The sequence below is a fragment of the Flavobacterium sp. genome, assembly GCF_025352425.1.
In the GTDB taxonomy this organism is placed as follows: Bacteria; Bacteroidota; Bacteroidia; order Flavobacteriales; family Flavobacteriaceae; genus Flavobacterium.
In genome coordinates this window covers 31,472-56,529 of record NZ_JANXTI010000095.1, presented here as the reverse complement: position 1 = coordinate 56,529, position 25,058 = coordinate 31,472, and the positions used below count along the sequence as shown (strand labels likewise).

General features: G+C 36.6%; 21 protein-coding genes and 2 pseudogenes. 5 read left to right on the top strand and 18 right to left on the bottom strand.

Features of this window, described 5'->3' with window-relative positions; genetic code table 11:
- Positions 1-309: 309 nt before the first annotated feature.
- On the bottom strand, positions 310-1,542 hold the full coding sequence (locus Q0Q99_RS11900; protein WP_293896197.1) for an FtsX-like permease family protein: 1,233 nt from the start codon (positions 1,540-1,542) through the stop codon (positions 310-312).
- A 4-nt stretch (positions 1,543-1,546) separates the two neighbouring features.
- Between Q0Q99_RS11900 and Q0Q99_RS11895 the strand changes: the two genes are divergently transcribed.
- Positions 1,547-2,788, top strand: a complete 1,242-nt coding sequence (locus tag Q0Q99_RS11895; RefSeq protein ID WP_293896191.1) for a DUF1343 domain-containing protein — start codon at positions 1,547-1,549, stop codon at positions 2,786-2,788.
- Here the strand turns inward: Q0Q99_RS11895 and Q0Q99_RS11890 are convergent.
- Positions 2,785-3,186, bottom strand: coding sequence for a PH domain-containing protein (locus tag Q0Q99_RS11890; protein ID WP_293896188.1), 402 nt, complete (start codon positions 3,184-3,186; stop codon positions 2,785-2,787). The two genes, Q0Q99_RS11895 and Q0Q99_RS11890, sit on opposite strands and share 4 nt — an antisense overlap.
- On the bottom strand, positions 3,183-3,677 hold the full coding sequence (locus Q0Q99_RS11885; protein ID WP_293896194.1) for a YkgJ family cysteine cluster protein: 495 nt from the start codon (positions 3,675-3,677) through the stop codon (positions 3,183-3,185). Before Q0Q99_RS11885 ends, Q0Q99_RS11890 begins: the two co-directional genes overlap by 4 nt.
- 83 nt (positions 3,678-3,760) lie before the next feature.
- Between Q0Q99_RS11885 and Q0Q99_RS11880 the strand changes: the two genes are divergently transcribed.
- Both Q0Q99_RS11880 and Q0Q99_RS11875 read left to right on the top strand, forming a co-directional pair.
- Positions 3,761-4,462, top strand: coding sequence for a bifunctional 2-polyprenyl-6-hydroxyphenol methylase/3-demethylubiquinol 3-O-methyltransferase UbiG (locus tag Q0Q99_RS11880; protein WP_293896185.1), 702 nt, complete (start codon positions 3,761-3,763; stop codon positions 4,460-4,462).
- Positions 4,463-4,464: 2 nt separating this feature from the next.
- Positions 4,465-5,010 carry a YfiT family bacillithiol transferase gene (locus tag Q0Q99_RS11875; RefSeq protein ID WP_293896182.1) on the top strand — a complete coding sequence of 182 codons (546 nt, stop codon included), beginning with the start codon at positions 4,465-4,467 and terminating at the stop codon, positions 5,008-5,010.
- A gap of 115 nt (positions 5,011-5,125) precedes the next feature.
- On the opposite strand, the gene Q0Q99_RS11870 is transcribed toward Q0Q99_RS11875, so the two are convergent.
- The 9 genes from Q0Q99_RS11870 to Q0Q99_RS11825 all read right to left on the bottom strand — a co-directional run bounded on the left by Q0Q99_RS11870 (position 5,126) and on the right by Q0Q99_RS11825 (position 13,672).
- Entirely contained in the window at positions 5,126-6,283 is a 1,158-nt protein-coding gene (locus Q0Q99_RS11870) for an aminotransferase class V-fold PLP-dependent enzyme (protein WP_293896179.1), read from the bottom strand.
- Positions 6,284-6,343: 60 nt separating this feature from the next.
- Positions 6,344-7,186, bottom strand: coding sequence for an energy transducer TonB (locus tag Q0Q99_RS11865; protein ID WP_293896176.1), 843 nt, complete (start codon positions 7,184-7,186; stop codon positions 6,344-6,346).
- Positions 7,187-7,196: 10 nt separating this feature from the next.
- The gene (locus tag Q0Q99_RS11860) at positions 7,197-7,829 is read right to left on the bottom strand and encodes a 7-carboxy-7-deazaguanine synthase QueE (RefSeq protein WP_293896173.1); all 633 of its coding nucleotides are present in this window, start codon (positions 7,827-7,829) and stop codon (positions 7,197-7,199) included.
- A gap of 135 nt (positions 7,830-7,964) precedes the next feature.
- On the bottom strand, positions 7,965-9,626 hold the full coding sequence (locus Q0Q99_RS11855) for a tetratricopeptide repeat protein (protein ID WP_293896170.1): 1,662 nt from the start codon (positions 9,624-9,626) through the stop codon (positions 7,965-7,967).
- An 8-nt stretch (positions 9,627-9,634) separates the two neighbouring features.
- Positions 9,635-10,555, bottom strand: coding sequence for a PstS family phosphate ABC transporter substrate-binding protein (locus tag Q0Q99_RS11850; protein WP_293896167.1), 921 nt, complete (start codon positions 10,553-10,555; stop codon positions 9,635-9,637).
- 233 nt (positions 10,556-10,788) lie between these two features.
- On the bottom strand, positions 10,789-11,568 hold the full coding sequence (locus Q0Q99_RS11840) for an energy transducer TonB (RefSeq protein WP_293896161.1): 780 nt from the start codon (positions 11,566-11,568) through the stop codon (positions 10,789-10,791).
- 29 nt (positions 11,569-11,597) lie between these two features.
- Positions 11,598-12,158: a biopolymer transporter ExbD gene (locus Q0Q99_RS11835; protein WP_293896158.1), complete on the bottom strand. Its 561-nt coding sequence runs from the start codon at positions 12,156-12,158 to the stop codon at positions 11,598-11,600.
- Positions 12,159-12,176: 18 nt separating this feature from the next.
- Positions 12,177-12,806 carry a biopolymer transporter ExbD gene (locus Q0Q99_RS11830; RefSeq protein ID WP_293896155.1) on the bottom strand — a complete coding sequence of 210 codons (630 nt, stop codon included), beginning with the start codon at positions 12,804-12,806 and terminating at the stop codon, positions 12,177-12,179.
- A gap of 44 nt (positions 12,807-12,850) precedes the next feature.
- Positions 12,851-13,672 carry a MotA/TolQ/ExbB proton channel family protein gene (locus Q0Q99_RS11825; RefSeq protein WP_293896152.1) on the bottom strand — a complete coding sequence of 274 codons (822 nt, stop codon included), beginning with the start codon at positions 13,670-13,672 and terminating at the stop codon, positions 12,851-12,853.
- A gap of 590 nt (positions 13,673-14,262) precedes the next feature.
- Here Q0Q99_RS11825 and Q0Q99_RS11820 point away from each other — a divergent pair.
- Positions 14,263-15,786 carry a helicase HerA-like domain-containing protein gene (locus tag Q0Q99_RS11820; RefSeq protein ID WP_293896148.1) on the top strand — a complete coding sequence of 508 codons (1,524 nt, stop codon included), beginning with the start codon at positions 14,263-14,265 and terminating at the stop codon, positions 15,784-15,786.
- Between the two features lie 36 nt (positions 15,787-15,822).
- Here Q0Q99_RS11820 and Q0Q99_RS11815 read toward each other — a convergent pair whose 3' ends face one another.
- Positions 15,823-17,163: an NAD(P)/FAD-dependent oxidoreductase gene (locus tag Q0Q99_RS11815; protein WP_293896145.1), complete on the bottom strand. Its 1,341-nt coding sequence runs from the start codon at positions 17,161-17,163 to the stop codon at positions 15,823-15,825.
- Positions 17,164-17,227: 64 nt separating this feature from the next.
- Positions 17,228-19,614: pseudogene (locus Q0Q99_RS11810) on the bottom strand (penicillin acylase family protein).
- Between the two features lie 42 nt (positions 19,615-19,656).
- Here Q0Q99_RS11810 and Q0Q99_RS11805 point away from each other — a divergent pair.
- Positions 19,657-19,749 (top strand): annotated as a pseudogene (locus Q0Q99_RS11805) (DUF1572 domain-containing protein); the annotation flags it as partial.
- Between the two features lie 109 nt (positions 19,750-19,858).
- On the opposite strand, the gene Q0Q99_RS11800 reads toward Q0Q99_RS11805, so the two are convergent.
- The 4 genes from Q0Q99_RS11800 to kynU all read right to left on the bottom strand — a co-directional run bounded on the left by Q0Q99_RS11800 (position 19,859) and on the right by kynU (position 25,008).
- A complete protein-coding gene (locus Q0Q99_RS11800) occupies positions 19,859-20,275 on the bottom strand; it encodes a YMGG-like glycine zipper-containing protein (protein WP_293896142.1) in 417 nt (138 codons plus the stop codon).
- 108 nt (positions 20,276-20,383) lie between these two features.
- On the bottom strand, positions 20,384-21,472 hold the full coding sequence (locus Q0Q99_RS11795; RefSeq protein WP_293896139.1) for an agmatinase family protein: 1,089 nt from the start codon (positions 21,470-21,472) through the stop codon (positions 20,384-20,386).
- Positions 21,473-21,603: 131 nt separating this feature from the next.
- Positions 21,604-23,664 carry a T9SS type A sorting domain-containing protein gene (locus tag Q0Q99_RS11790; RefSeq protein WP_293896136.1) on the bottom strand — a complete coding sequence of 687 codons (2,061 nt, stop codon included), beginning with the start codon at positions 23,662-23,664 and terminating at the stop codon, positions 21,604-21,606.
- A gap of 60 nt (positions 23,665-23,724) precedes the next feature.
- Positions 23,725-25,008 (bottom strand): kynureninase, encoded by a 1,284-nt coding sequence (kynU, locus tag Q0Q99_RS11785; RefSeq protein WP_293896133.1) that lies wholly within the window; start codon positions 25,006-25,008, stop codon positions 23,725-23,727.
- Between the last annotated feature and the right edge of the window lie 50 nt (positions 25,009-25,058).

Genomic DNA, 25,058 nt, shown 5'->3' with positions numbered 1-25,058 from the left:
AACCAACAAGGCTTTTTAAAATTATTTTTGAATTTATTTTAATCTCCTCGTTTTTCCAGTTTTTAAATAGAACTTCACTCTTGCGGGGTGCAAATATAAAAACTAAATCACTTTTGTTCCAAATAAATTTTGAGGTTTTTTGGATGTTTTTTTAAGGTGTTGATAACTTGTGCCTTACAGAAGGTCTTTGTCCCGATTGTACAAAACCTCTCGATGGCCCCGATAGCAGCGGCATCCTTTTGCTTTTGCAAAAGATAGAGCGGATAGCGGGACGAGGCGTCCTCAAGACTGCGATTCCCGTGCTCCTTATTATTCGAAACGAATAGACTTTGATGGTGTGATTTTAGTAATAATGTAAGAAGGAATAATCAAAACCAACAGGCAGATTGCGACAGTTCCGATGTTGAGAAACAAAATGTAGAGCAAATTAATATTTACAGGAGCTACGTTAACGTAATAACTTTCGGGGTTTAACTTGATAATACCAAACTGTTTTTGAAGCAACAGCAATCCTATTCCAATAACATTTCCCCAAAGTAATCCCCGAGAAATTAAGTAGGCGGAGTTGTAAAGAAATATCTTTCTGATAGACCAATTGTTGGCACCGAGTGATTTTAGAATTCCAATCATTTGGGTTCGTTCCAGGATTAATACTAAAAGCGCGACCACCATATTAATGGTGGAAACGGCAATCATGACGATTAGAATAACGATAATATTAAAGTCGAACAGTTTGAGCCATTCGAATATATAATAGAATTTTTCAACAATAGTCTGCGAATCGAGCGTTGATGATGTTTCCTGGTAGACTTGCTGTCCTTTGCTTTCAATTTGTGTAAAATCATCCACAAAAACCTCGAAAGAGCCGATTTGGTCGGGTTTCCATTTGTTAATTCTTTGCACATGCCGGATATCGCCAATCACATAATTGGCATCAAATTCCTGAAAACCGGAATTGTAAATCCCAACTACCTTAAAATTTCGGAGGTTGTAGCCTTCACTATCTTCTTTCATAAAATAGGTCACGAATTTATCGCCGAGTTTGAGTCCCAATCGGTTACATAAATATTGCGAAATCAAAGTTTCTTCGTTAAGATTTGATTTGAAATCGGGTAAACGACCTTCGATTAAATATTCTTTCAGATTATTGGCTTGATAGTCCTTTCCAACACCTTTAAAAATAATTCCTTCAAAAGCTTTTTCTGTGCGAATCATTCCGGCTTTGCTGGCAACAGCCTGCACATGTTGTATTCCGTCGACAGTTTTAAATGTTGGATAAAAGTTTTGGTTAATGGAAATCGGGGTAGTGCTAACATCAGAATTGTTGTCGTTGTAACCGGAAATAATTATATGTCCGTTGAACGCTGAAACTTTCTGGCGTATTTTTTGTTGCAACCCAATTCCCGTAGCAATAGAAACAATCATCATGATCATTCCGAGTGCAATTGCTGTTATGGCAATTTTTATTATTGGCGCAGATATACTACTTTTATGGTCTTTAGCAGTAATAAGTCGTTTTGCTATAAAATATTCTAATTTCAATACTATGAATTCAAATTTGGTGTTCAAAAATACTGTTTTATTCTCGGTTTTGCTAATGCTTTCTTGCGGGAGTTCGGTTAAGAGCAAAGAAGAAAGAGAAAAGAAAAAAGAGGTTATTGTTGAAAACGCAACACAGGAATTCAGAACTGGCGCGGAGAATTATGCCGCTTATCTTCCTTTGCTAAATGATAAAAAAGTTGGAATTGTTACCAATCAAACCGGCGTACTAAACTACTATTCCCCGGAAGACACTCAAGTAAATTTAAATATTGTTGACTTTCTGATATCTAAAAAAATCAACCTCCAAAAAATCTTCGCTCCAGAGCATGGTTTTAGAGGAACAGCAGATGCCGGCGAACATGTGATTGATGGAAAAGATGCTAAAACCGGATTGCCTATTATTTCGCTTTATGGCGATAACAAAAAACCAAAACCAGAACAATTGGAAGATATTGAAGTTTTGGTTTTTGATCTGCAGGATGTTGGCGCGCGATTCTATACTTATATTTCTTCGCTTCATTATATTATGGAGGCCTGTGCCGAAAATAATGTTCAGCTTATAGTTTTAGACCGACCGAATCCGAATGGAGCCATTGTTGACGGACCTGTTTTAGAAAAGGAATTTAGCAGCTTTGTCGGAATGCATCAAATTCCGTTGTTGCACGGCATGACGATTGGCGAATATGCTAATATGATAAATGGTGAAAGATGGCTTAAAGATGGTATTCAATGTAAGCTGACTGTGATTCCGTGTTTAAATTATACCCGTGAGATGTTTTATAGTTTACCTATGAAGCCTTCACCTAATTTACCGAATGACCAGGCCATTAATTTGTATCCGAGTTTGTGTTTGTTTGAAGGAACCAATGTAAGCGTAGGTCGTGGCACCGAGAAGCAATTCCAGATTTATGGTTCGCCATTTCTTCCTAAAGGTAATTTCAGTTTTACTCCAATCCCAAATTTTGGATCAAAAGAACCGCCTTTTAAAAACCAATTGTGTTATGGTGAAGATTTGACTCAAGCACCAAAAATTAACAAACTGGAATTAAAATGGTTAATCAAAGCTTATAGCGAAACTACTGACAAGTCAAAGTTCTTTACACCTTTTTTTACCAAGTTAGCCGGAACCAAAAAGCTACAACAGCAAATTGAAGCCGGAACATCTGAAGCAGCTATTAGAAAATCATGGGAGAAAGGATTGAATGATTTTAATATGATGCGGAAAAAGTATTTGATTTATAACTAAATAGTTACTTCAATTTCAGAATTGATTTTTAACAAGTCGTCAACAAATACTTGTTTATCCTTTGGCGAAATATAAACTTCATCATATTTATTGTACTTAATCGCTATCCTGTCAAGCGACAAGGCTGGTGAACTTAAGACATTATTGGTTTTTTCTATTTTCCTGATTTTTGAAATTTCTATTTTGTAGTTTACAATAAACATGCATTTAACAATCAGTTGATTTTCTGCAATAATATATCGGGTAGATTTTGAAATAAAAAAAATAAACAGCAGACAAAGGACAATGCCAAGATAACCAATCCATTCACCATCAATAATGCTTACGATACTTCTAAATATTGGATAAGCTAAAACTAAGCCTAACCACCAATCTATTTTTGATTTGTATATTTTCATAACGGTAATTTTTTCTTCATTTCTTCCACAATATTATAAGCTGCCGGGCAAATTGCCAAATTTTTCAACGTCAAATCTGAAATTTGCTGGAATTTTTTTCTGTCTGTATGTGGAAATTCGCGACAGGCTTTCGGACGCACATCATAAATCATACAGTAATTTTCATTGTCCAAAAACGTACACGGCACATTTTGCAGCACATAATCCTTGTCTTCATCAATACGAAGATATTGGTCTATAAACTGTTGTGGCTTTTGTTTGAGATGTTTCGAAATCCGCTCAATATCCGCCAACGTAAAAAGTGGCCCGGTTGTTTTGCAGCAATTGGCGCAGTTCAGGCAATTGGTTCGTTTGAATTCGGCGCCATGTATTTCCTGCATCACATAATCCAAATTCTTGGGCGTTTTCTTTTTGAGCTTATCAAAATACTTTTTGTTTTCGATATGCTTATCTTTGGAAAGCTTTTGGATTTCGTTTAATGATGGCTTCAAACTCATGCCGCAAAATTAAACAACTTCTGATTAAATTAACTTAAAAACTGAGGACAGATTGCTTCGTGCCTCGCAATGACAATATGAAAGACCTTTTCGGGAAAGCAATACTTGATTTTCAAACTAACAACTCACCTGAAGATTTGATTACCGAAACCAACATTTCCGAAGCGGATGAAATGAGTGTTTCTTATCTTTTCAGAAGTTTCAATGAAATGCCAAAGCTCGAAAAGAAAGCGTTGCAGCTTGCTAAAGGAAAAGTTCTCGATGTAGGTTGCGGTGCGGGAAGTCATACTTTGTACCTTCAGAAAAAAGGATTTGATGTTATGGCTATAGATATTTCGGCGAAAGCCATCAAAGCCTGCGTACTACGCGGTTTAAAAAATGCCAAAGTTCAGGATGTTTTGGAATTAGAAAATGAAAAGTTTGACACCATTCTATTATTAATGAACGGCACAGGAATTTTTGGAACCTTAGCCGAAACCTCTAACTATTTACAAAAAATGAAATCGCTTTTGAACCCGAATGGACAAATCTTAATTGACAGTTCTGATATCATTTATATGTTTGATGCGGATGACGATGGAAGCTATTTGGTTCCGGCTGACGGTTATTATGGCGAACTAACTTTTACCATTTCTTATAAAAATGAAAGCGAAGAAACGTTCCCTTGGCTTTACTTGGATTATACTACTTTGCAAAATGCGGCACATGCCAATGGCTTGCAATGCGAACTGATTTTGGAAGGAAAGCATTTTGATTATTTAGCAAAACTCACACTTTAATTATGGGAAATATTGAACTGGAAAAACTGCGTTATCCTATTGGGAAATTTGAAGCTCCTGAAGTCTATTCGGCCGAACTTTTGGCGAAAGCCATACAAACCATTGCGGATTTTCCTCAAAAATTAAAAACCGAAGTTCAACATTTGGACAACGACCAACTTGAAACGCCCTATCGCCCTGCAGGCTGGACTGTTCGCCAAGTGATTCACCATTGTGCTGACAGCCATATGAATTGTTTTATCCGTTTGAAATGGACCATGACTGAGAACAATCCGACGATAAAATTCTACTATGAAAATCTTTGGGCGCAAGGCATTGACAACAAAACCATGCCGATTGAACCAACGCTGCAATTTCTGGAAGGATTGCATTATCGCCTGGCATTTGTAATGAAAAGTTTGTCCGAAAGTGATTTGGAAATGGCTTACATTCATCCCGAACACAACAAGGAATTCCAACTTCGCGAAATGATTTGTCTTTATGAATGGCATTGCAATCATCACCTGGCGCACATTACGGAACTCAAGAAAAGAGAAAACTGGGAGTAATTGTCATTGCGAGGCACGAGGCAATCAGGAGCTGTTTCCCGCTTTCCATTACAATCTTTTTATTATGTTAAAAAACAAAACAAAAAGGATTTTCATTGCAATCGGGGCTAGAAATCTAGCGTTGAATCAAATCTGTCGTTTTAATGATGTCTTCCAAAGCGCTATACAAAATATCCAAATCTTCCTGAGAATTATAGGCATTAATTGAAAACCGGATATAGATTTTATCATTTAAAGGCATCACCGGAACCTGGATTTTGTATTTTGAATATAATATTTCCTTCAGCTCAGCCGGCTTTTTGGTATTGACAGGAATACTTGCCATTTGTCCTAAAAACTCAGTTGTGATTGGGCTAAGTGGCTTTGTATTTAACAAATCACAAAAGCGTTGGTAGTTATTAAAAACAAGTTGCTTACATGATTTTGAAACGGCTTTCCAATTATTTTGCTCCAGGAACTCTACCACTTTTGGTGTACACAAAAAAGCCGAAACATCACGGGTTCCCTGCAATTCATGATAATCCAAAAACTGACTTTCGCCTGGCGCCACACTTTCGTAGCCCCAACTTACTACCAACGGTTCTAAATTATTTTGCAGTTCGGGTTTTACATATAAAAATGAGCTGCCTTTGGGTGCAAGCATCCATTTGTGTAAGGTTCCTGTGTAATAATCCACATTTAATGCTGAAATGTTTAAATCGATATGTGCGGGAACATGCGCACCATCAACAATGGTAATCAAACCAAGTGCTGAGGCCCTGTCGCAAATTTCCTTTACCGGGAAAATCAAGGCGGTAGCGCTCGACATTTGGTTTAAAAAAATGACTTTGGTGTTTTGATTATAGCCTTTCCAGAATTCGGCAATAATTTGTTCCTTGGAAACGATTGGCAATGAGATATTTTGCCGAATGTATTTTGCTCCGGACTTTTTGCAATAGAAGTTCCAGGTTCTGTCCATTGCACCATATTCGTGGTTGGTGGCTAAAATTTCATCTCCTGCATTTAGCTTTATGCTTCGCATAATAACATTAATAGCATATGTAGGGTTAGAAGTGAAAAATAAATCTTCAGCCTGACTGCCTACAAATTTGGCTAAACTTTCTCTTGCGGCTTTTAAATACTTAGGCTGTTTCTGTTGAATAAATTCTACCGGCTCTGTTTCAAGTTCCGTCTGAAAGCGTTGAAATTCTTCAAAAATAGGTTTCGGACAAGCGCCAAAAGAACCGTGATTTAAGAATGTTATATTTGGGTCTAACAAGAATTGTGATTTCATCACTGATGATTTTTTGGCAAAAATAAAAAATCCCAAACAAATGTTTGGGATTTAGTTATTCTATTTAAAGGGTTGAATCGAGATTGGTAAAGAATAAAGTACTCTGACTTTCTTACCTTGCTGCTCTCCCGGTATCCAATTTTTACAATTTTGTAAAACTCTGACAGCTTCTTCTCCAGTTCCATAACCAATATCCCTAAGTATTTTAACATGCGTAATGCTTCCATCTTTTTCAACTATGAAAGTCACAAATACTTTTCCTCCCACACCTTTAACATCCGGAGTTTTATAGTTTTTAGCTATATATTTATAAAATTCGTTCAAGCCACCCGGGTAATCTGGTTTTTTCTCAATGCCCGCTGTATTGTAGATATTATTATCTTCTTTCCCAGTGTTGGTTTCTTTATTTTCTGCAGGATATAAATTTAAAGGATCATTTTTTTCTTTATCATCATTCTTGACAGTTGAATCTACAATTTTAGGAGCTTTCTTAAACGGCTCGTTAGCGTTAGTCTCCACCTTTGGCTTAGGACTAAATACCATTGGATATTTTATTTCAATGCTGATTGGTTTTCCGCCGCGTTTTGCCGGTTCCCATTTTGGACACATTTTTAAAACTCGTATAAATTCAGTTGCCGATTCTACATCTAAAACCTGAGTAATTCTGATCTTGGTTACATTCCCGTGCTCATCAATGGTAAATGCCCCTTCCAGCTTTCCTGCTTTTGTAACTTTCGAATAATCAAAATTCCTATTTACAAAAGCTTTGAAATTGTCAATTCCTCCGCCACCGAATTTAGCTTCAACCCTGTCGCCTTTTAAATACACTTCATCTTCGCCTCCGATCTGTGAAAATACAGCAAACGGCAATAGTAAAATCAGTAAAAATTTAATTAGTTTCATAAAAATAATTTTAAGGAATGTTTAAATATTTATGGGTTTGCAATGAAACTCTCCACTTTGGATTCTTCATTACATAATCAACAATAAGTGGTGTCATTTCTTCTTTTTTACTCCATTCGGGTTGCAGGAAAAGAATAGCATTAGGGTTTACTTTACCAGCTTGCTCTTCGGCAAAAATAAAATCGTGTTTATTGTAAATAATCACTTTTAATTCATTGGCAATAGCATAAGCACCAGCGACCGGCAATTTATTTTTCTTAGGCGAAAGACAAAACCAATCCCAAGTTCCTGAAACAGGATACGCCCCAGAAGTTTCGATATGGACTTTTAAATTGCCATCTTTTAACTTTTGAGTGAGCAATGTCATATCCCAGGTCAATGGTTCTCCTCCGGTTACTACAACGGTATCCGCATATTTTTTTGCGTTGGCCACAATAATATCTGTTACTGTTGGGGGATGCAATTCCGCATTCCAACTTTCCTTTACATCACACCAATGACACCCTACATCGCAACCACCAATTCTAATGAAATAGGCAGCTGTTCCTGTGTGAAATCCTTCGCCCTGAATGGTATAGAATTCTTCCATGAGTGGAAGCATTTCTCCCTTTTCAACGGCTTGCTGTGTTTGTTTTGATAACATTTTGTTTAATCTAGTCGGCAAAGATACTTAATTTAGTTTCGCTCTGTTCGGATTTTATCCTTGAGTAAAAATGTCTTTAAATAAAAAACCGCCACGATTTGAAAATCGGGACGGTTTTAAAAATGCTATTCTTTTTTACTTTAATAATTTCATTGCTTCAAGCGCATAAGCATTAGTTGGGTCAAGTGCTAAGGTTTTGTTTAGCATTTCTTTTGCTTTTGTTTTATCAGTATTAGCTAAAGCTGATGCTATATTGTTGTATGATTCAATAAACTTAGCTTTGTTTTTAGTAACTTCTTCTTCACCTTTTGCTGTTACCACATCAATATATTGTTGGTAGTAAGTAGCCATCATTGCATCATTTTCCAATAATCTATTAGTTCTCGCTCTAAAAAGGTAAGCATCTTGTGTTGTTGGTGAAGCCGTAATTACATTTCCAAAAGCAACATCAGCTTTTTGTAAAGCAATTGGATCTGGTTTTACAATGTCTTTTCTGGTGTTGTCATAATAAAGCGAGTTTCCAAGATAGAAATTGTCAATCAGGTAATTTTTAGAATTTGGATTGGCTACAGCAAGTTCAAAAACTGCTGCTGCGGCTGCAAATGCTTTTTGATCGTACAATTTTTTTCCGATTTCATTCAACTCATTAGCAGCTAACGGCTCCATTTCAACTGCTTTTTTCAAATCTGCTATTCCAGATGCTAACTGAGTTGGATCAACCAATTTTCCGTCAATACTTGCGCCTTTTTTGATTTTGGCCTGACCTAAATACAAATAATCGCGAGGAATAATCTTATTGGTAGGGTTAGCAGTGTAATTCTGCAATGAAGTCAACGCCACGTCGACATTTCCATTTTCATAAGCTGAATAACCTAGGTAACGCAGAATTCTTGGATTAACACCATCTAATTCTTTCATTTTGTTCGCTTCTAACTCTAATGCTTTATAATCTTTAGCCAATATTAAAAAGTCAGCATGACGCATACGTGAGTTGACTGAATAGTCAGTTAAGCCCATATATTTTTCATAAAAACCTAGAGCTTTTTGAATGTTTTCATCATACGTTTTTGGAATATTGTTTCCCCACAAATAATAAGTTTCCGCTAATTCGCGATAAACCGGGCCGTAATTTGGGTTTATAGCAATCACTTCATTATATGCTTTTACCGCTTCAGTATAAGCTTTGGCACCTTTTAACAAAACCCCTAATTGCATTTTGGCTCTGATTAAAGAACTATCAAACTGATACGCATTTCTATAAGCGATATAAGAATCATTTTGATTTTTATCTCCATAATAAGCATCACCTAATGCTAACTGAACCTGAGCATCATTTGGATTAGCGGCTGCAGCTTTTGTCAAAACAGCAATAGCGCTTTTATAATCTGGTTTATCAGCATTAATGTAGGCACGGGCGATATATACATATTCCTCGGTATCTTTCTTTTTCAATTCTTTCATAACCAAATCAAATTTGGCTTGTGCAGCTACTCGGTTATTAGCGTCTAAATCCAATTGGCCTAAACCAACATTGTTTAATCTTGAGCCTTCACTTGCTGCCAAACCTTTTTTGAAATATATTGAGGCAGAATCGGAGATATTTTGTTTTAGGTAAATATTACCCAAAAGAAATGCCGCTTTACCATTTGATGGTTTTGCTAGTATTACAGATTTTAACAACGATTTTGCTTTTTCAAATTGTTCAGCATCAATAGCTTTCTTCGCTGGCTCCAAATCTTGTGCTTTGGCAATGGTTGTTGCTACTAACGCTAAGCTGAAAATTTTAAACTTGTTCATCTTTCTATTTAATTTTTATCTTTAATAATTGTGTTTCTTATCACGATTTTTCTGCTTGGAATACGCTCAGGGACTAAACCTGATTTTAAAATTATGCGTTGACCTCTTTCTCCTGTAAGGAAGGAAGCAAATCCCATTCCGAGTCCTGAATAACCCTGACAATTGACAATATACAAATGGCGTGCCAAAGGATATTTCCCCTGTGCCAGATTATCTTGTGATGGAAAAATATATTCAGATTCTTTGACACCTTTAACAGCCAAAACGTTTAGGCTATCTACAGTTTCCTGTAATTCTAATGACGGCTGAAAAATCCAGTTCATCCCTATAATTCCAATCATGCCATTATTTTTTGAAACATATTTTAAAACTTCTTTATTGGTTTTAAATGAAAAAACATTTTTCTGACTGTTAACCGGTATACCTGAAATCTCAGAAATATATCTTGCTATACTCGAATTAGCATTGTCAAAAACCAACCCTTTAATATTTGGAACAGCCTTCCCATGAACAAAATCAATTACCTCCTGCAAAGCTATTAAAGTGTCATTGGTTGCTTTGCTTCTAATAAAAGCAATAGCATCGGTTGCAAAAGGCGTAATCCTTGGCACAATCTTTTTGCTCTTATAAGCTTTTAATTCTTTTGCTGAAAGTGTTCTTGTCAGAATCACTATCCGTGCGGAATCATTAAACAAATCATTAATTACTTCACTTTCTGATTTTGAAACTAAATTCAATTTGGCATTATATTCTGTTTCAAATACGGCTTGCTCATCTTCAACGATGGGCAGTATTGATTCATCAACATAAACTGTTGCTTTCCCTTCCAATATGGTATCTTGATTTTTATTGATTTTCTTCTGACAAGAAAAAACAAAAAGCAAGATTAATAGAACAAAGCCAAGAAGTGTTTTAGATAATTTATTCATTTCTAAATTTATTCTTTATTAAAGAAACGCAAAAATCGCAAAAAAGAATATACAATCAGTAAAATTCCAAAAACAATTCTGTATTTGTACTCTAATGTTAAAGGTAGTGACTTCCAAAATATGATTATTAAACCTAAAGTTAAATAAATCAAAAAAAACAAAATGCCTATAATGAGAAGAAATCGCTCTTTAGGCGATTTCTTCTGAAAGTTATCAATGAATTTTGAAATCATTTATTCAGATTGGATTGATATTGGTAAAGAATATAATACCCTCACTTTTTTACCATTTTGCTCACCCGGATTCCATCTTGGACAAGATTTCAATACACGAAGAGCTTCTTTTCCTGAACCAGGACATACCTCCCTAAGAATTTTTATATCCGTTAACGAGCCATCTTTTTCGACCACAAAATTAACAAATACTTTACCATTACCACAATCTTCTGGTGCTGTATAAGTTCTACTGATATAGCTGTAAAATTTTTGCATTCCACCAGGAAAATCAGGTTTTACTTCTATACCTGCAGTATTGTAAATAGTATTGTCTTCTTCAACTACACTTGGACCGGTTCCTACTGGCTCTACACTTAAGGGTGCATCCGGGTCACCTTTAATAGTTTCATCCCCAAGTTTTTTATCCTTGATTTCTACAATCTTTGGCGGCTCTTCAACTATGTCTTCGGTTTTAGCCACAACAGGCTTTACAAACTTTACCTGATCCACTTTTGGAGGCGGAGGAGGCGGAGGCGGAAGATCTTTTGGTTGCTCTTTTGGAGGTAATTTAATAGTAACGATTTTTTGATCCAAAGCAGCGTTATCATTTGACATGTCCGGAATTAAGCTAATTATAAGCGGTGCACTTACTGCAAGCCCAAAAACAAATGCTCCAATAATAAGGGCACGAAGTGTCGTTTTTGAATTATCTTTCCGTAACTCATAGGCACCATAGGCTTTATTACGTCCTTCAAAAACGATATCTATCCACTGTTTGTTAAATAAGTCTAATTTCATTTTTTAGTATATTTTTGATTAACACTGGATTATTTGTTCATTTCGTCAATCAACTTCATCTCTTCTGGAGTAATGTCGTTTACAATGGCATAAGTAGGGACTTTACAAATTGCCATTTCATCTAACACATCTACCAAATTTCTATACGTTGATTTTTTACTAGGCTTGATAATTACAATCAATCCTTTGTCCTTATCACCTGTTGTCTGCGGTACTGAAATCACTCTTTTCAATATCTCTTTACGAAGGCCATTCCTTCCGTAGATAGCATCAGTTGGATTACCATTTGGTTCTGGAGTTTCCAAAAGCCCATGAAACCATTTGATTTTATCATTATCGCCCATGAGAATTGTCATGGTTCTTCTTTGATCAACCTTTATATCTTTTGGTTTATCCTTTGGATCGTCTTTATCAGGCAAACCTAAATCCATAGATTGTGGTTTTGACAAAGATGTAGTCAACATAAAGAACGTAATCAATAAGAACGCCAAATCCACCATGGCAGTTAAATCTACCTTTGCATTTGATTTTTTACTTCTTACTTTTCCACCGCCTTTTTTACCGGAGTCGCCGGTATTTAATTCAGCCATTTTATATTATTATTAATATTAATAATTTTTTCCTCTTAAACCAGTAACTAAATTAAAGCTATTGATTTTTTGGTCCTGTAAAATATCCATCACTCTTTTAATCTGAGGATATTCTTCTTTAGCATCGCCTTTGATTGCAAACTGAAGTTCTTTCGTCCCACCATTTTCAATGTTAGCTTTTCTTGCACCTTGTATCCAATCCTGTAATTGATTGTTGATAGAATCACAAGGCATACCTGGCTGCACTCCTTTTTTAGCTCTGTCAGCACCTTTCATGGCCAATAACTGCTTTAATCCTTCAACCGGAACACCAAACTCGTCTACAAGAGCGAATTGTGTTTTCTCGTCTTCAGTAAAAGTCACTTTGTATTTCTGAGCCATATAGTCAAGAGCTCCTGAACGGATTGCCCTGTCTTTCATTCCAAAAAAGACTTGCTCTTTTCCTTCACTTTTCCCTACCGTAATAGTTACTAAACCTGTTTCAGGCAATTTGGTTTGCACTGTTGAAGAAGGTGTATCTACCGGTAACGGTTCAGGCATTTTTGCCGTTGCCGTTAAGATAAAGAAAGTAAGCAAAAGGAACGCTACGTCACACATCGCTGTCATATCGATGGATGTTGACTTCTTGGACATTTTTACTTTACCCATTATTTATTTGTTTTTATAACAATTATAGAATTTCTATAACCGTATTATTTTTTTAAACTTCCTCTGACTTTTCTGTAAGTGTTAACGATAGTTGCGCCTGCCTCGTCAATAGAGTAAGTCAACGTATCGATTTTAGAGGTAAAGAAGTTGTACATAACAATTGCTAAAGCAGATGTAGAGATACCTGTTGCAGTATTGATAAGCGCTTCAGAGATACCATTTGCTAAAGCTGCTTGGTCCGGAGTTCCCGTAGATGCTAACGCACCGAACGCTTTAATCATACCCGTAACCGTTCCTAATAATCCGGCAAGTGTTCCAAGAGATACTAATGTAGAAATAATAGTTAAATTTTTCTCTAACATTGGCATTTCAAGTGCTGTTGCTTCTTCGATTTCTTCATGAATGGTTTCAGCTGCGTCTTCGCTGTTGAATCCTTCAGCTTTAACTTCCTGATATTTAACTAACGCTGATTTCACTGCGTTTGCAACAGAACCTTGTTGTCTGTCACAAGCATTGATAGCCTCGTCAATTTTTCCTCCTTTTATATCAGATGTAATAGTTCTCATAAATGTATCTAAGTTTCCTTTTCCTGCTGCTTTTGAAATAACGGCAAAACGCTCAAATGAGAATACCACTACCATTAATAATAATCCCATCAAAACCGGTACTATTGGACCTCCTTTATACACCATTGCCAAGTAATTTCCCGGAAGCGGATGACCCGTGTTTATACCACCTTCAAAATTAGCACCATTACCCATGATAAAGTACCAAATAATCCATCCAACCAAAATACATGCTACAATGATGAGTCCTGACATCATCCCTAACCCGTTTGAACCGCCTTCTTTTTTAACGTTTGCCATTTTTTTAATTTTTAAGTTTTAAGTTTTAAATAATTTATAAGTTTTCTTAGTTGTTAATGAACTTGATTAGGAGCAAATTTAATTTTTTACTCTTAATAAAAAAACTTTTTTTAACATTAATACTCCCGCTTTTCAATTTGTCGTCACTGACGACCCATGTATTTCCGAAAATCAGGATACATGTAGGTAAAAATACAATCGTTTTTTGGAGTTTTTATACATATCTAAATGTATAACGTCAAAAGTTTGGAATAAGTATTTTTTTTTCCAACTTTTTTAACATTTAAAATTAGACATTTTTTAATCCAGTTTGAAAACAATTAACATTTTACTTTGACAGGCACCCTAATGGTTCACCTATTATGAATTGCCTAAGTTTTTAATAGATTGTTCACCATTAAAGCGTTGTAACTTATAATCCTTCAATAGTGAATCCATAAAAAAGCTATTTTCATGGACTGACTATGGACTTACCACGAAGAAAGCATGGTTAAATCATAAGAAATCGTCCGCTTCAAAAAAAGCCTCCAATTCGTTTCTTTCAAAAAAATAATAGTACTTTGCAGTAACCTAACTAGTATAAAATTTCAATGGCATCAACATCAGATTTTAGTAAGCATATTAATGAAGGATATGCGTCAAAAGGAGAAAGCATAACCCTTGGCGGTGCGATTTTAAATGGAGAAGCGGTTGCTGACACCTTTGTAAAAGTGCCTTTAAAAACCTTAAATCGTCACGGATTAATTTCCGGTGCTACCGGAACAGGAAAGACTAAAACTATTCAGGTGCTTTCGGAGCAATTGTCATTATTGGGGATTCCAGTGCTGATGATGGATATTAAAGGTGATTTTTCAGGAATTGCCAAAGAAGGGGAAGAAAAGCCATTTATTACAGAACGTCACGCCAAAATAAATATTCCCTATACTACATCTTCATTTCCTGTAGAGTTAATGTCGCTTTCGCAACAAAACGGCGTCCGTCTTCGAGCGACCGTATCAGAGTTTGGTCCGGTTTTGTTTTCCCGAATTCTTGATTTGAATGACACACAAACTGGCGTTGTTGCAGTTATTTTCAAATATTGCGACGATAAACAAATGCCGCTTCTGGATTTAAAGGACATCAAAAAAGTACTCAATTATATTACCGAAGAAGGAAAGGAAGAGATTGAAGAGAATTATGGGAAGATTTCAACCTCAACTACAGGAATCATTCTTCGTAAGATTATCGAATTAGAACAGCAAGGCGGAGATTTATTCTTTGGTGAAAAGTCATTCGAAATTGATGACTTAATGCGTTTTGATGAAAATGGAAAAGGTTATGTAAACATTATCCGCTTGACGGATATTCAAGATAAACCAAAATTGTTCTCCACTTTCATGTTAAGCCTTTTAGCAGAAATCTATCAGCAAATGCCCGAAAAAGGGGATGTTGAACAACCTGAATTGGTAATTTTTATTGATGAAGCGCATTTGATTTTTAATGAAGCCAGTAAAGCATTGCTAGATCAAATAGAAACTATTATCAAATTAATTCGTTCCAAAGGGATTGGCGTGTATTTCGTTACCCAAAATCCAATGGATGTTCCGGCGAGTGTTTTGGCACAATTGGGACTGAAAATCCAACATGCATTACGTGCCTTTACAGCCAATGACCGACAGGCTATCAGACAAACCGCCGATAATTACCCAACATCTATTTACTATAAAACCGATGAAGTGTTGACCAGTTTAGGAATTGGGGAAGCTTTTGTAACGGCTTTGAACGAAAAAGGAATTCCAACGCCTTTGGCGGCAACAATGATGCGTGCACCAATGAGCAGAATGGATGTTTTAACTGATACTGAAATTTCAGAAATCAATGCCAAATCAAAATTGGTTAGAAAATATTCAGAAGAAATTGATAGAGAAAGTGCTTATGAAATATTGGCCAAAAAAATAGACGCCGCCAATCAACAGGCGGAAGTGCAAGCCGAAGAAGAAAATAAAACAGCCGAAAGAAAAAGCAACGAACCAAGCACTGCGGCAGTTATTGGGAAATCCGTAATTAAAGTTGTTACCAGCGCAACTTTCATTCGTGGGGTTTTTGGGGTTTTGAGTAAAATGTTTAAGCGTTAGTTATTTCGAGGAGTTGCGGGGAATAGCTCGTGAAAATTAATTCAGTAATTCTATAATTTTATTTTCGACTTCTTGGCTATTCCACTTTTCTTCAATGTTTTCCATCTGCATCACTACTTCCATGATTTTGTTTTGCAAATCGCCAATAGCTAACGCTTCGGAATAAGGTTGTAAACTGAAAGTGACCCTGCTGTACAATGGCATCCACCTATCAGGATGCTTGCCTGAAAACCATTTTTCTATTTTCTTTTGTAATAAAAAGTTGGTATCAGCTGTTTTGGAACTCATCTCTATAAAATTTCGAAAAGACAGTTCTGCAATAGCATCAGCATTGGGTTTTCTTGAGGTTTCGTATTCCTTAAAAATAGTTTCCCAATCATCGCCATACTTTGAAATCATCTCGCTTAAAACGGTAATATCTTCAAAACCCGCATTCATCCCGTGACCGTAAAAAGGAACAATAGCATGTGCGGAATCACCAATTAGCGCCACTTTGTCAGCAAATGTCCACGGAAAACATTTCATCATCACTAAATAACTTGTGGGGTTTTTGAAAAAATCTTCCACCAAATCGGGAATGACTTCTTTGGTATCCGGAAAATAGTTAGCGAAGAAATGTATTAAAGTTGTTTCATCTTTTAACTGTTCAAAGGAATTATTACCTTCAAAAGGCATGAATAGTGTGCAGGTGAAAGTGCCATCCAAATTTGGCAAAGCCATCAGCATGAAATCGCCTCTTGGCCAAATATGAAGTGAGTTTTTATCAATTTTGTGTGTCCCGTCAGCGTTGGCCGGAATGTGCAATTCCTTGTAGCCCATTTTCATGAATTCCTGCGAGTAATCAAACATGCTCTGACGTTGCATTCTATGACGAATTCTGGAAAAAGCCCCATCGGCACCAAAGCATTTGTCATATTTTAATTCGGTCCATTCACCTCTTTCAGTATCGCCAATGTGGAGCGTAGCGGTTGCTAAAGTAACATCCCAAATTTTATGCTCAAAAAAGAATTCAACTCCTTGGGCTTCGGCAAGGTCAATCATTCTTCGGTTTAGAACGCCTCGCGATAACGAAAAAATAGCTTCGCCATCCTTACCATAATATTGATAATTTAGTTTTCCGTCGTTCAAGTGAATCGCCCGCTTGTCAACCGGAATTCCAATTTTACGGATTTCCTCTTCAAGGCCAACATCTTTCATGGCTTTCCAACCGCGGGTTGACATTACTAGATTAATGGAACGTCCAGAAAATTCCACAGTTCGAATATCCGGACTTCTGTCATAAACATGTACCGTGTGCCCTAGTTTCTTGAGATAAATTGCCAATAACGTCCCGACTAAACCAGAACCGACAACGGCAATTTTTTGAGGAGTTTGCATTTAATTTTACTAAACGGTTTTGCAAATTTAATTATTAGCCACGAAACACGAATGTTTTTTTTGGTTATTCTTTTGGTTTAAAAACTAACTTGGTTGATGTTTTCACAATTTCTTCTTTATTCAATTTCATTTTTCGGAACTTCCCATTGATAAATAGGTCCGTTTGGTCGTCATAGTACTTGCTCATTGGGTTTCCCGATTGTCCGGTTGGCAATACACTCCAGCTGTTTTCAATATCGGAAAAATCAATGATACGTCTTGTTGACGGCCCGCCTTTTACCTGAATATGCGCATCATCGGTGTAGATGAATAATTGATTATTGATAACTTCATTGCTTCCGGCAATGCCAAATGTTCCCACATTGAAAAACGTACTTAACAATTTTACCTTACCTATTGGATGCTGAAATTCTACCTCATGAACTTTCTCCCATCTCCATTCATTGACATCAGAACCTAATTGGCTTTCTAGTGAAGCGATTGCTTCCTTAAACGATTGTGTAAGGATTTCCGATTGCGTTTCTTTTTTGTCTTTTGTATTGATGTTGTCCCACCAAACTGAAGTCGTATTTTGGCTTTGATTTTCAATCACTTGTTTTACAATATGCGTGCTAAGCAGCATTTTGAAATCATCAACTCCCAGTTCGTCTTCAAAAGTATTTTTCAGATAAAAGTAAATCCATTTGTTGTAGATGGTTGGCGCGATGTCTTCCAGATTATGGGTAGCTTTCCAATCTTTTAAAACATTTAATGCTTTCTTTTCATTTTCAGAAAATTTGGAAACATTCAATGGTTTAGTCATGTTAGCCACAATATTTGCTGCAGTTGCCGATGTATTGTCGGTAATCATTTTACTCACCTCTTCTTTTGTCCAATCATTTTTTGGCGACAATAATCCGTCAATTCGCAATGCTCTGTCTTTTGGAAGATAATAGCCCTGATACAAATAACCGTCAATCGCTTCAGGCTGATTGTTTGCTGTATAAACGTAATTCCATTGCGGATTTATAGCTGCCGGATTTTTTTCAAAAGGAAGAAACTCTTTTTTATTGTCAATTCCGTTAGCACCATTTAGAATAAAATTAGTGTTGACCGATTTATCCACTTTGTAAAGTTTCCCCGAAGTTATCCAGGCAATGTTTCCTTTAGCATCGCCATACATTATATTCAGTCCTGGAGCTTTTATAAGTTCAATGTTTTTATGAAAACTCTCTAAATCTTTTGCGTGAGACAATTGATAAACAGCATCTAGGATTTGGTTTTTTTGCTGTGTAAATATCCATGACATGGCTACTGATTTATCCGATTTCACTCCGTCTAATAAACCGCTTACTATTGGCCCGTGTTGTGATGTTTTTATACTAAGTTTTACATCGACACTGTCTTTTACTTTGATGGTTTTTTGTTTATACGTGTAGTTTTTATAGCCTTCTGGAGTTTTATATTGATGCTCATCATTCGGATTGTCTTCTTCCTGAAAGAAGTCTACGTCGTCGTTTTCAAACATAGTTAATCCATAAGCATAATTATGATTGTGTCCCAAAAGCGGAAATGGTGTTCCGGCAATGTAGTAGCCATAGATTTCATAATCCGGGCAAACAATATGCGCCTCATACCAAGTTCCGGGTTGCGAATACATGATGTGGGGATCGTTAGCCAAAATCACTTTTCCATTTTTTGTTTTGGCTCCTCCAATTACCCAACTATTGCTTCCGATAAAGGCAGGAATTGGTGATGTTTCCAATAAATCGGCAACTGATTTCGATATGGCAGCATACTCTTTGTAATCATCTTTATAGGATTTTAATTGTTTGGTTCCGAATTCGCCCTGAATGCCAAAATCCTGAAGATATTCCATACCGAAACGGTCGCGAATGTCAGTTAGTAATGGATCCGTTTTTTGTGCCATTGCAAAACTAAAAGACATAAATCCGAAGATATTATACACATCTTTCAAAGTGAATTTTTTCTGTTTTATTCCAAGTAGTCGAATTTCCACCGGAGTTTTCCCATGTTCGACATATTGGTTAATTCCATTTAGATATGCGGTTGCCAAAATATAGGTTTGAGAATTCTTATCAAGATTAGCAATGGCTTGCGTCGAGTTTTCATCGATACCAATTCCCGCAAAAATTTATCGGTTTTCAATACAGGATTTCCAAAGATTTCCGAAAGTCGTCCAGGCGCAATTCGCCGCATCAGTTCCATCTGCCATAATCGGTCTTGCGCATGAACATAACCCAATGTTGTCATAGCGTCCTTTTGAGTTTCGGCATAAATATGCGGAACACCATACTCATCAAAATAAACCGTTGTTGGTCTGGAAATATTGGCTATATCTTCTTCGCCTTCATATTTTGGTTTTGTGGTTTGAATATAACCTAAAACAGCAATGAAAATAACAATTAATAAAATCAGTATGATTAAGAAGGTTTTTTTTAGGAGTTTCATGGTAGTAATGTTGGTTAAACAAATATACCGAATTAGTCTAATGAAAAATATCGAACTTATCCCCGGAATATTGATGCGATGATTGAGCATAGCTATTACCATCTGGGTCAAATTGTACTCCTGAAAAAACTATAACACCACTAGGAATTGACTTGGAGTTCCAAATTATATTACGTCCTAGTATCCAAAAAATAATAAAGCCCGGTAAAACCGAGCTTTATTAAATATAGAGTAAGTGCAAATATTATTTCTTTTTATCGTCTAAAACGGCTCCAACTCCCGCTCCAACTCCCGCTCCGGCTAATCCACCAATTATGGCACCTTCGCCTTTTTTCTTACTGATGACAGCTCCTGTAACGGCTCCAACACCTGCTCCAATTACGGCTCCTTTAGCTGCGCCACTCCATTTTTTTCGTCGTGGGGCTGGAGCTGCGGCTACTGGTGCCTGGTCGTGTACCACTACCACTTCTTTTTGCTTTTGAGTATTTTGACTCACAATTTGCATTGAATCAATAATACGTTGTTTTTCTGCAACTTGTTTCATAGAATCAATTGTAGCCTGATGTACATCGTCAGTTATCACTCCTTGCTTGTCTGTGTTCTTGCAAGAGCTTAAACTTAAAACTCCTACGGCTGCTAAAATCATTACTGCATTTTTCATAATATAAAATTTAAGGTTATTCAAAGTAATAGAAAAAGTCTGTTATTTAACTTACATAATTCGATTTAATTCTTATAAAATTTTAACATATTCTATATTTTCCAAAGACTATTCTTTGTGGAAAACAATCCTATTACCAACATCCATGCCATTATTTTTTGCCAATACGCCACACATGTGAAATAACATTCGGGCACCAACATTGCCATCCCAGTCATCATTTGCTCCGGGTGCCACTTCTACCAAATCAAAACCAATAATTTCTTTTCCACTTGCTGCCAATTTGTTAAACAAGTAAGTAGCTTGCTCAAAGGAAAATCCTCCCGGAACCGGTGTCCCGGTATTTGGGCAATACCACGGAAACAAGCCATCAATATCAAAACTGATGCAGACCTTTTGTGGCAAAGTCAAAATGATGGAATCACATTGTTCAGCCCAGGTTTTGCCTTCATAGGTTTCGGACTTCATGTCGGAATCAGTGTTAACAAGAACCCTTCCTTTGGATTGGTGCACAACTGCAACTTCCTGCTCACAGAAATCGCGTATTCCAACCTGAACTATTTTTGAGATTTGAGGAATCTGAAGGGCATTATACATAATTGAGGCATGCGAATAAGTAAATCCTTCATAAGCAATACGTAAATCCATGTGAGCATCAAGATGCAGAATCCCAAAGTTATCATGCACCAAAGCTAGGGCTTCATAATACCCTAATGGTGTGGAATGATCGCCACCAAGAAGGGCAACTTTTTTTCCTTGCCTCATCCAAAACAATGCTTTATCCCTGACTTCCGTGTGCAAGTTGCGGCACACTTTGTTGATGGTTACTAAATCTGATAGTAGACTTGGATGATTATTTAAATCTTCTCCGTTTTCAAGTGCCTGAATTATGGGTTTCGCTAATGCTTTATGACTGTCCGAATTTATTTTCCAATGTTCGGGTGCTTCATCATAATATATTCCGATTTGCCAAAGTTCCGGAAAGTCCTGATGGCTTAAATCTACCTGAAAAGAGGCATTCAAAACCGCTTCTGGTCCATCTGATGCTCCCGCTCCATAACTCACCGTTACTTCCCACGGCACAGGAATAATAATGATTTCTGATTGTTCTGCAGAAAATGGTAATCCAAAAATGGTGGCATCCGCTAAACCTGGCTGACTCGGGTCAAAAGCATCTATGATTTCTTGTTTGGTCATTATTCAAAAGTTATAAAGTGGCAAAGTTATCCCGAAACTTCGGGATTGCAAAGTATTTTTAGTATCGATGCAAAAAAGAAAGCCACAATACTTTTTGCATTGTGGCTTTTCTTTAATTCTAGAATTTTAATTTATTCTTTTATGAATTTATAAGTTACTTTGGCGTTGTTGAAGTACACGCTATAAATACCTTTTGATAAAGAAGTAATATCTATACTTTCGTCATTGGTAGTTACCGCTTTTGTCAAAATTGTTTGTCCCAACATATTGTAGATAGTTACACTTTCTTTGCTATCAAAATCACCTTTTACATTCAACACATTTGCTGCCGGATTTGGATATAATACAAAGTTGTTTTTTATAACGTCATTTATTCCCAAACTTGGATTTACAGTAAGTTGAAATGTTCTTGTTATCGAAGAACCACTTGTAGCAACCATTGTGATGGTATACACACCAGGCGCTAAAATTGTTCCAACCACAGGGTTTTGAGTTAATGTTGCATCACAGTTATCTGTTATTGGATTAGCCAAAGCAGCATAACTAGGTACTGTGTAAGTATTAGAGGCAGCAGCAGTAGCTGTTTGATTAGCTATAGCCGCCATTGTTAATGTCAAGGCTGGCATAATATATCCTCGGTCTGTGAATTTTTGAGTAAACACCTGTACGTCGGCACAAGGATAATTCATATTAATAGCAGCTTGTCTCACTGCTATTGCACCATTTTGTTGATCTGTAGCACTATTTGTTAGAGCTAATCCTTGTAAAAATGCTTTATCTGTTTTTGTTCTACCAATAACATCCCAAATCTGCATTAATACTGTTGCCCAAATTTGTCCGTCAGTGTGAGCGGCACCTCCTTGTAATCCTACTAAATCACCCGGATATACTCCATAATAATCAGTAGTTCTACCCGCCCAACACGTGTTATGCCCATCCCAACTGAACATAAACTGCGATGCAGCATCAGCAGCCGTCCATTGGTTTAAACTTCTACTGTACGACTGTGCCCAATAGTCACTATTTCCTTCACCTAAATATTGTGAAACGTTTCCATTAGTCATCCATTTATGTACTCCGTGACCAAACTCATGCCAAATAACATCTGCATCCTCAGCATCATCTACACATCCTTCGCCAAAAGAAATCTGATCTGTAGAAGGAAGAAAATGTGAATTATCAGCACCGCTCAGTCCTGATGAATCATATCTAAGAACACCACCATTTAAAGTTGGTCTGCATGTAATACCTAATGTTTCGTTTATATATCTTAAACTTTTATCCAAATGATAAAAAGCATTTACAGCTTCAAAAGCATTATTGTCTCTAGTGAAATTAAAAGCACTTGTTGCCTGAGTAAATAAGCTTGTTGTTGGTGCTTCAAAATCCTGAATCTCTACATACGAACTTTTCAATTTATAAACTCCGGAAGTTAAATCAATTTCCGGTAAAGTTACCGATGTTCTTGCCGCAGCCAGTTGTGTTGTGTTGGTATCATTAGCGCCATCTACATAACCAGTAGTACCATAAGCCACGTGGGCATACGATAACGGATCAGATAAGTAAACCATAGCAGTTCCTGATACGAAAGCTAAAGGAGCCATGGAAATTGCTGGGCTTAATTTATCGTTTTCAGATTTCTTATGATGATAAATTGCCTCGTCGTAAGTACTTAAAACAGTTCCTGTTTGCGCATCAATTAAGACAACCCAACTACCATTACCGCTTTGTGGATTTGTAACAACTCTGTAAACCAATTTGGTTTGGGCGTTAATTTTAGTAACAACTAAATTATTTTCGGCAACTGTATATTCTCCATTTAGTTTCAAACTTTCTTTTGACACATTTAAAGCAGCTTCTTTAGAAAGACTTGGTGTTGTAGTAACATTTTCAATTGTGCTATCATAAGAATCTGAAGAAAAAGCCAGTTCGTTGCTTGGATTGAAATTTATTACAATTTCTGAATGATATACAGGAACTTCATTCATCATTTGTTGAAAACGGAGCGTTTCGCCTGCCTCGGTTTTTATAACAAACGATAGTTTAAAAGTATCTGTTGATTTAATTTTTAAATCTTTAGCATGCAATTGTATCCATTGTCGTGCTGCTCCTTCATTTTCCGAAACTTGTGCATTACTTGTAAACGATAATACAAACACTGCTATAATGGCAATATGTAATTTCAATTTCATTCTTGTGGTATTGAATTAATAATTAGCTACAAATCAACGAATTGTTTTTCAGAAATCAAATTATTTTAGTGTTAAAATACCTTGTTTCAATATTTGTCCAAACTCGTAAATATCTTCATAAGAACAGTAAAAAGGCACGGGCGCCAAGCGGATTACATTGGGTTCACGCCAATCAGTAATTACCCCGTTTTTCATCAGATAATCAAACAAACTTCGGCCCTGACCATGAAGAAAAACCGATAGTTGACATGCCCGTTCTGCCTGATTGGTTGGTGTTATAATTTCGAATTCAGTTCCGTCAATTGCTGCATCGATTTCATGCAGAATGAATTCTAAATAGCTCGTGATTTGATTTCTTTTTCTGATAAGTTTTTCCATTCCAACTTCCACAAACAGTTCGACAGAAGCCAAATAGGGTGCCAGAGACAATATTGGTAAATTACTTACTTGCCAGCCATCAGCACCTACGATTGGATCAAATGTTGGTTCCATCAAAAAACGCCTTTCTTTGTTTTGTCCCCACCAACCGCCAAATCTGGCTAAGTCATTATTGGCATGGTGTTTCTCGTGAATAAAGCAACCCGAAGCATTTCCTGGTCCGGAATTCATGTATTTATACGAACACCACGCAGCAAAATCGATATTCCAATTGTGTAATTCCAATTTTATGTTTCCGGCTGCATGCGCCAGATCAAAACCCACTATTGCGCCCGCTTTGTGACCAGCTTCAGTAATGGTTTTCATATCAAAAACCTGTCCTGTGTAATAGTTGACGCCACCAATTAATACCAAAGCTAATTCATCGCCAACTTCATCAATTTTGGCTAAAATATCTTCCAAACGAATGTTGTGTTCGCCTTCTCTTCTTTTAATTTCTACAATCGCATCCTCTGATTTATAACCATGAAAATGAACCTGGCTTTGAAACATATATTGATCGGAAGGAAATGCTTTTTCTTCGCAAATGATTTTGTAACGCGCTTTTGTTGGTCGATAAAACGAGACCATCAGCAAATGCAAATTTACCGTCAGGGTATTCATTACGGTGACTTCGGAAGGTTTTGCACCTACTAATTCACTCAACGGAGTGGCAAATCGTTCATGGTAATCCCACCAAGGTTTTTTAGCGTAGAAATGGCCTTCGACCGCTAGATTTGACCAATCATTCATCACTTCGTCAACATATTGTTTGGTGCGCTTTGGCTGTAACCCCAAAGAGTTTCCGGTAAAATAAATTACGTTTTTGCCGTTGTGTTGTGGAAATAGAAATTCGTCACGATACCGCCTTAATTCGTCCTGCGAATCTAATTCCTGAGCAAATTCGAGTGTGTTTTGGAAAGTCATTGTGTAGTTATTGAAGCGTAAAAGTATTGAAAAAGCAGCAAAGTTCCAAA

Excerpts from the sequence above, each read along its gene's own strand:
- Q0Q99_RS11895 (WP_293896191.1), top strand. The coding sequence starts at position 1,547 with ATGAATTCAAATTTGGTGTTCAAAAATACTGTTTTATTCTCGGTTTTG.
- Q0Q99_RS11890 (WP_293896188.1), bottom strand. The coding sequence starts at position 3,186 with ATGAAAATATACAAATCAAAAATAGATTGGTGGTTAGGCTTAGTTTTA.
- Q0Q99_RS11880 (WP_293896185.1), top strand. The coding sequence starts at position 3,761 with ATGAAAGACCTTTTCGGGAAAGCAATACTTGATTTTCAAACTAACAAC.
- Q0Q99_RS11875 (WP_293896182.1), top strand. The coding sequence starts at position 4,465 with ATGGGAAATATTGAACTGGAAAAACTGCGTTATCCTATTGGGAAATTT.
- Q0Q99_RS11870 (WP_293896179.1), bottom strand. The coding sequence starts at position 6,283 with ATGAAATCACAATTCTTGTTAGACCCAAATATAACATTCTTAAATCAC.
- Q0Q99_RS11865 (WP_293896176.1), bottom strand. The coding sequence starts at position 7,186 with ATGAAACTAATTAAATTTTTACTGATTTTACTATTGCCGTTTGCTGTA.
- Q0Q99_RS11860 (WP_293896173.1), bottom strand. The coding sequence starts at position 7,829 with ATGTTATCAAAACAAACACAGCAAGCCGTTGAAAAGGGAGAAATGCTT.
- Q0Q99_RS11855 (WP_293896170.1), bottom strand. The coding sequence starts at position 9,626 with ATGAACAAGTTTAAAATTTTCAGCTTAGCGTTAGTAGCAACAACCATT.
- Q0Q99_RS11850 (WP_293896167.1), bottom strand. The coding sequence starts at position 10,555 with ATGAATAAATTATCTAAAACACTTCTTGGCTTTGTTCTATTAATCTTG.
- Q0Q99_RS11840 (WP_293896161.1), bottom strand. The coding sequence starts at position 11,568 with ATGAAATTAGACTTATTTAACAAACAGTGGATAGATATCGTTTTTGAA.
- Q0Q99_RS11835 (WP_293896158.1), bottom strand. The coding sequence starts at position 12,158 with ATGGCTGAATTAAATACCGGCGACTCCGGTAAAAAAGGCGGTGGAAAA.
- Q0Q99_RS11830 (WP_293896155.1), bottom strand. The coding sequence starts at position 12,806 with ATGGGTAAAGTAAAAATGTCCAAGAAGTCAACATCCATCGATATGACA.
- Q0Q99_RS11825 (WP_293896152.1), bottom strand. The coding sequence starts at position 13,672 with ATGGCAAACGTTAAAAAAGAAGGCGGTTCAAACGGGTTAGGGATGATG.
- Q0Q99_RS11820 (WP_293896148.1), top strand. The coding sequence starts at position 14,263 with ATGGCATCAACATCAGATTTTAGTAAGCATATTAATGAAGGATATGCG.
- Q0Q99_RS11815 (WP_293896145.1), bottom strand. The coding sequence starts at position 17,163 with ATGCAAACTCCTCAAAAAATTGCCGTTGTCGGTTCTGGTTTAGTCGGG.
- Q0Q99_RS11800 (WP_293896142.1), bottom strand. The coding sequence starts at position 20,275 with ATGAAAAATGCAGTAATGATTTTAGCAGCCGTAGGAGTTTTAAGTTTA.
- Q0Q99_RS11795 (WP_293896139.1), bottom strand. The coding sequence starts at position 21,472 with ATGACCAAACAAGAAATCATAGATGCTTTTGACCCGAGTCAGCCAGGT.
- Q0Q99_RS11790 (WP_293896136.1), bottom strand. The coding sequence starts at position 23,664 with ATGAAATTGAAATTACATATTGCCATTATAGCAGTGTTTGTATTATCG.
- kynU (WP_293896133.1), bottom strand. The coding sequence starts at position 25,008 with ATGACTTTCCAAAACACACTCGAATTTGCTCAGGAATTAGATTCGCAG.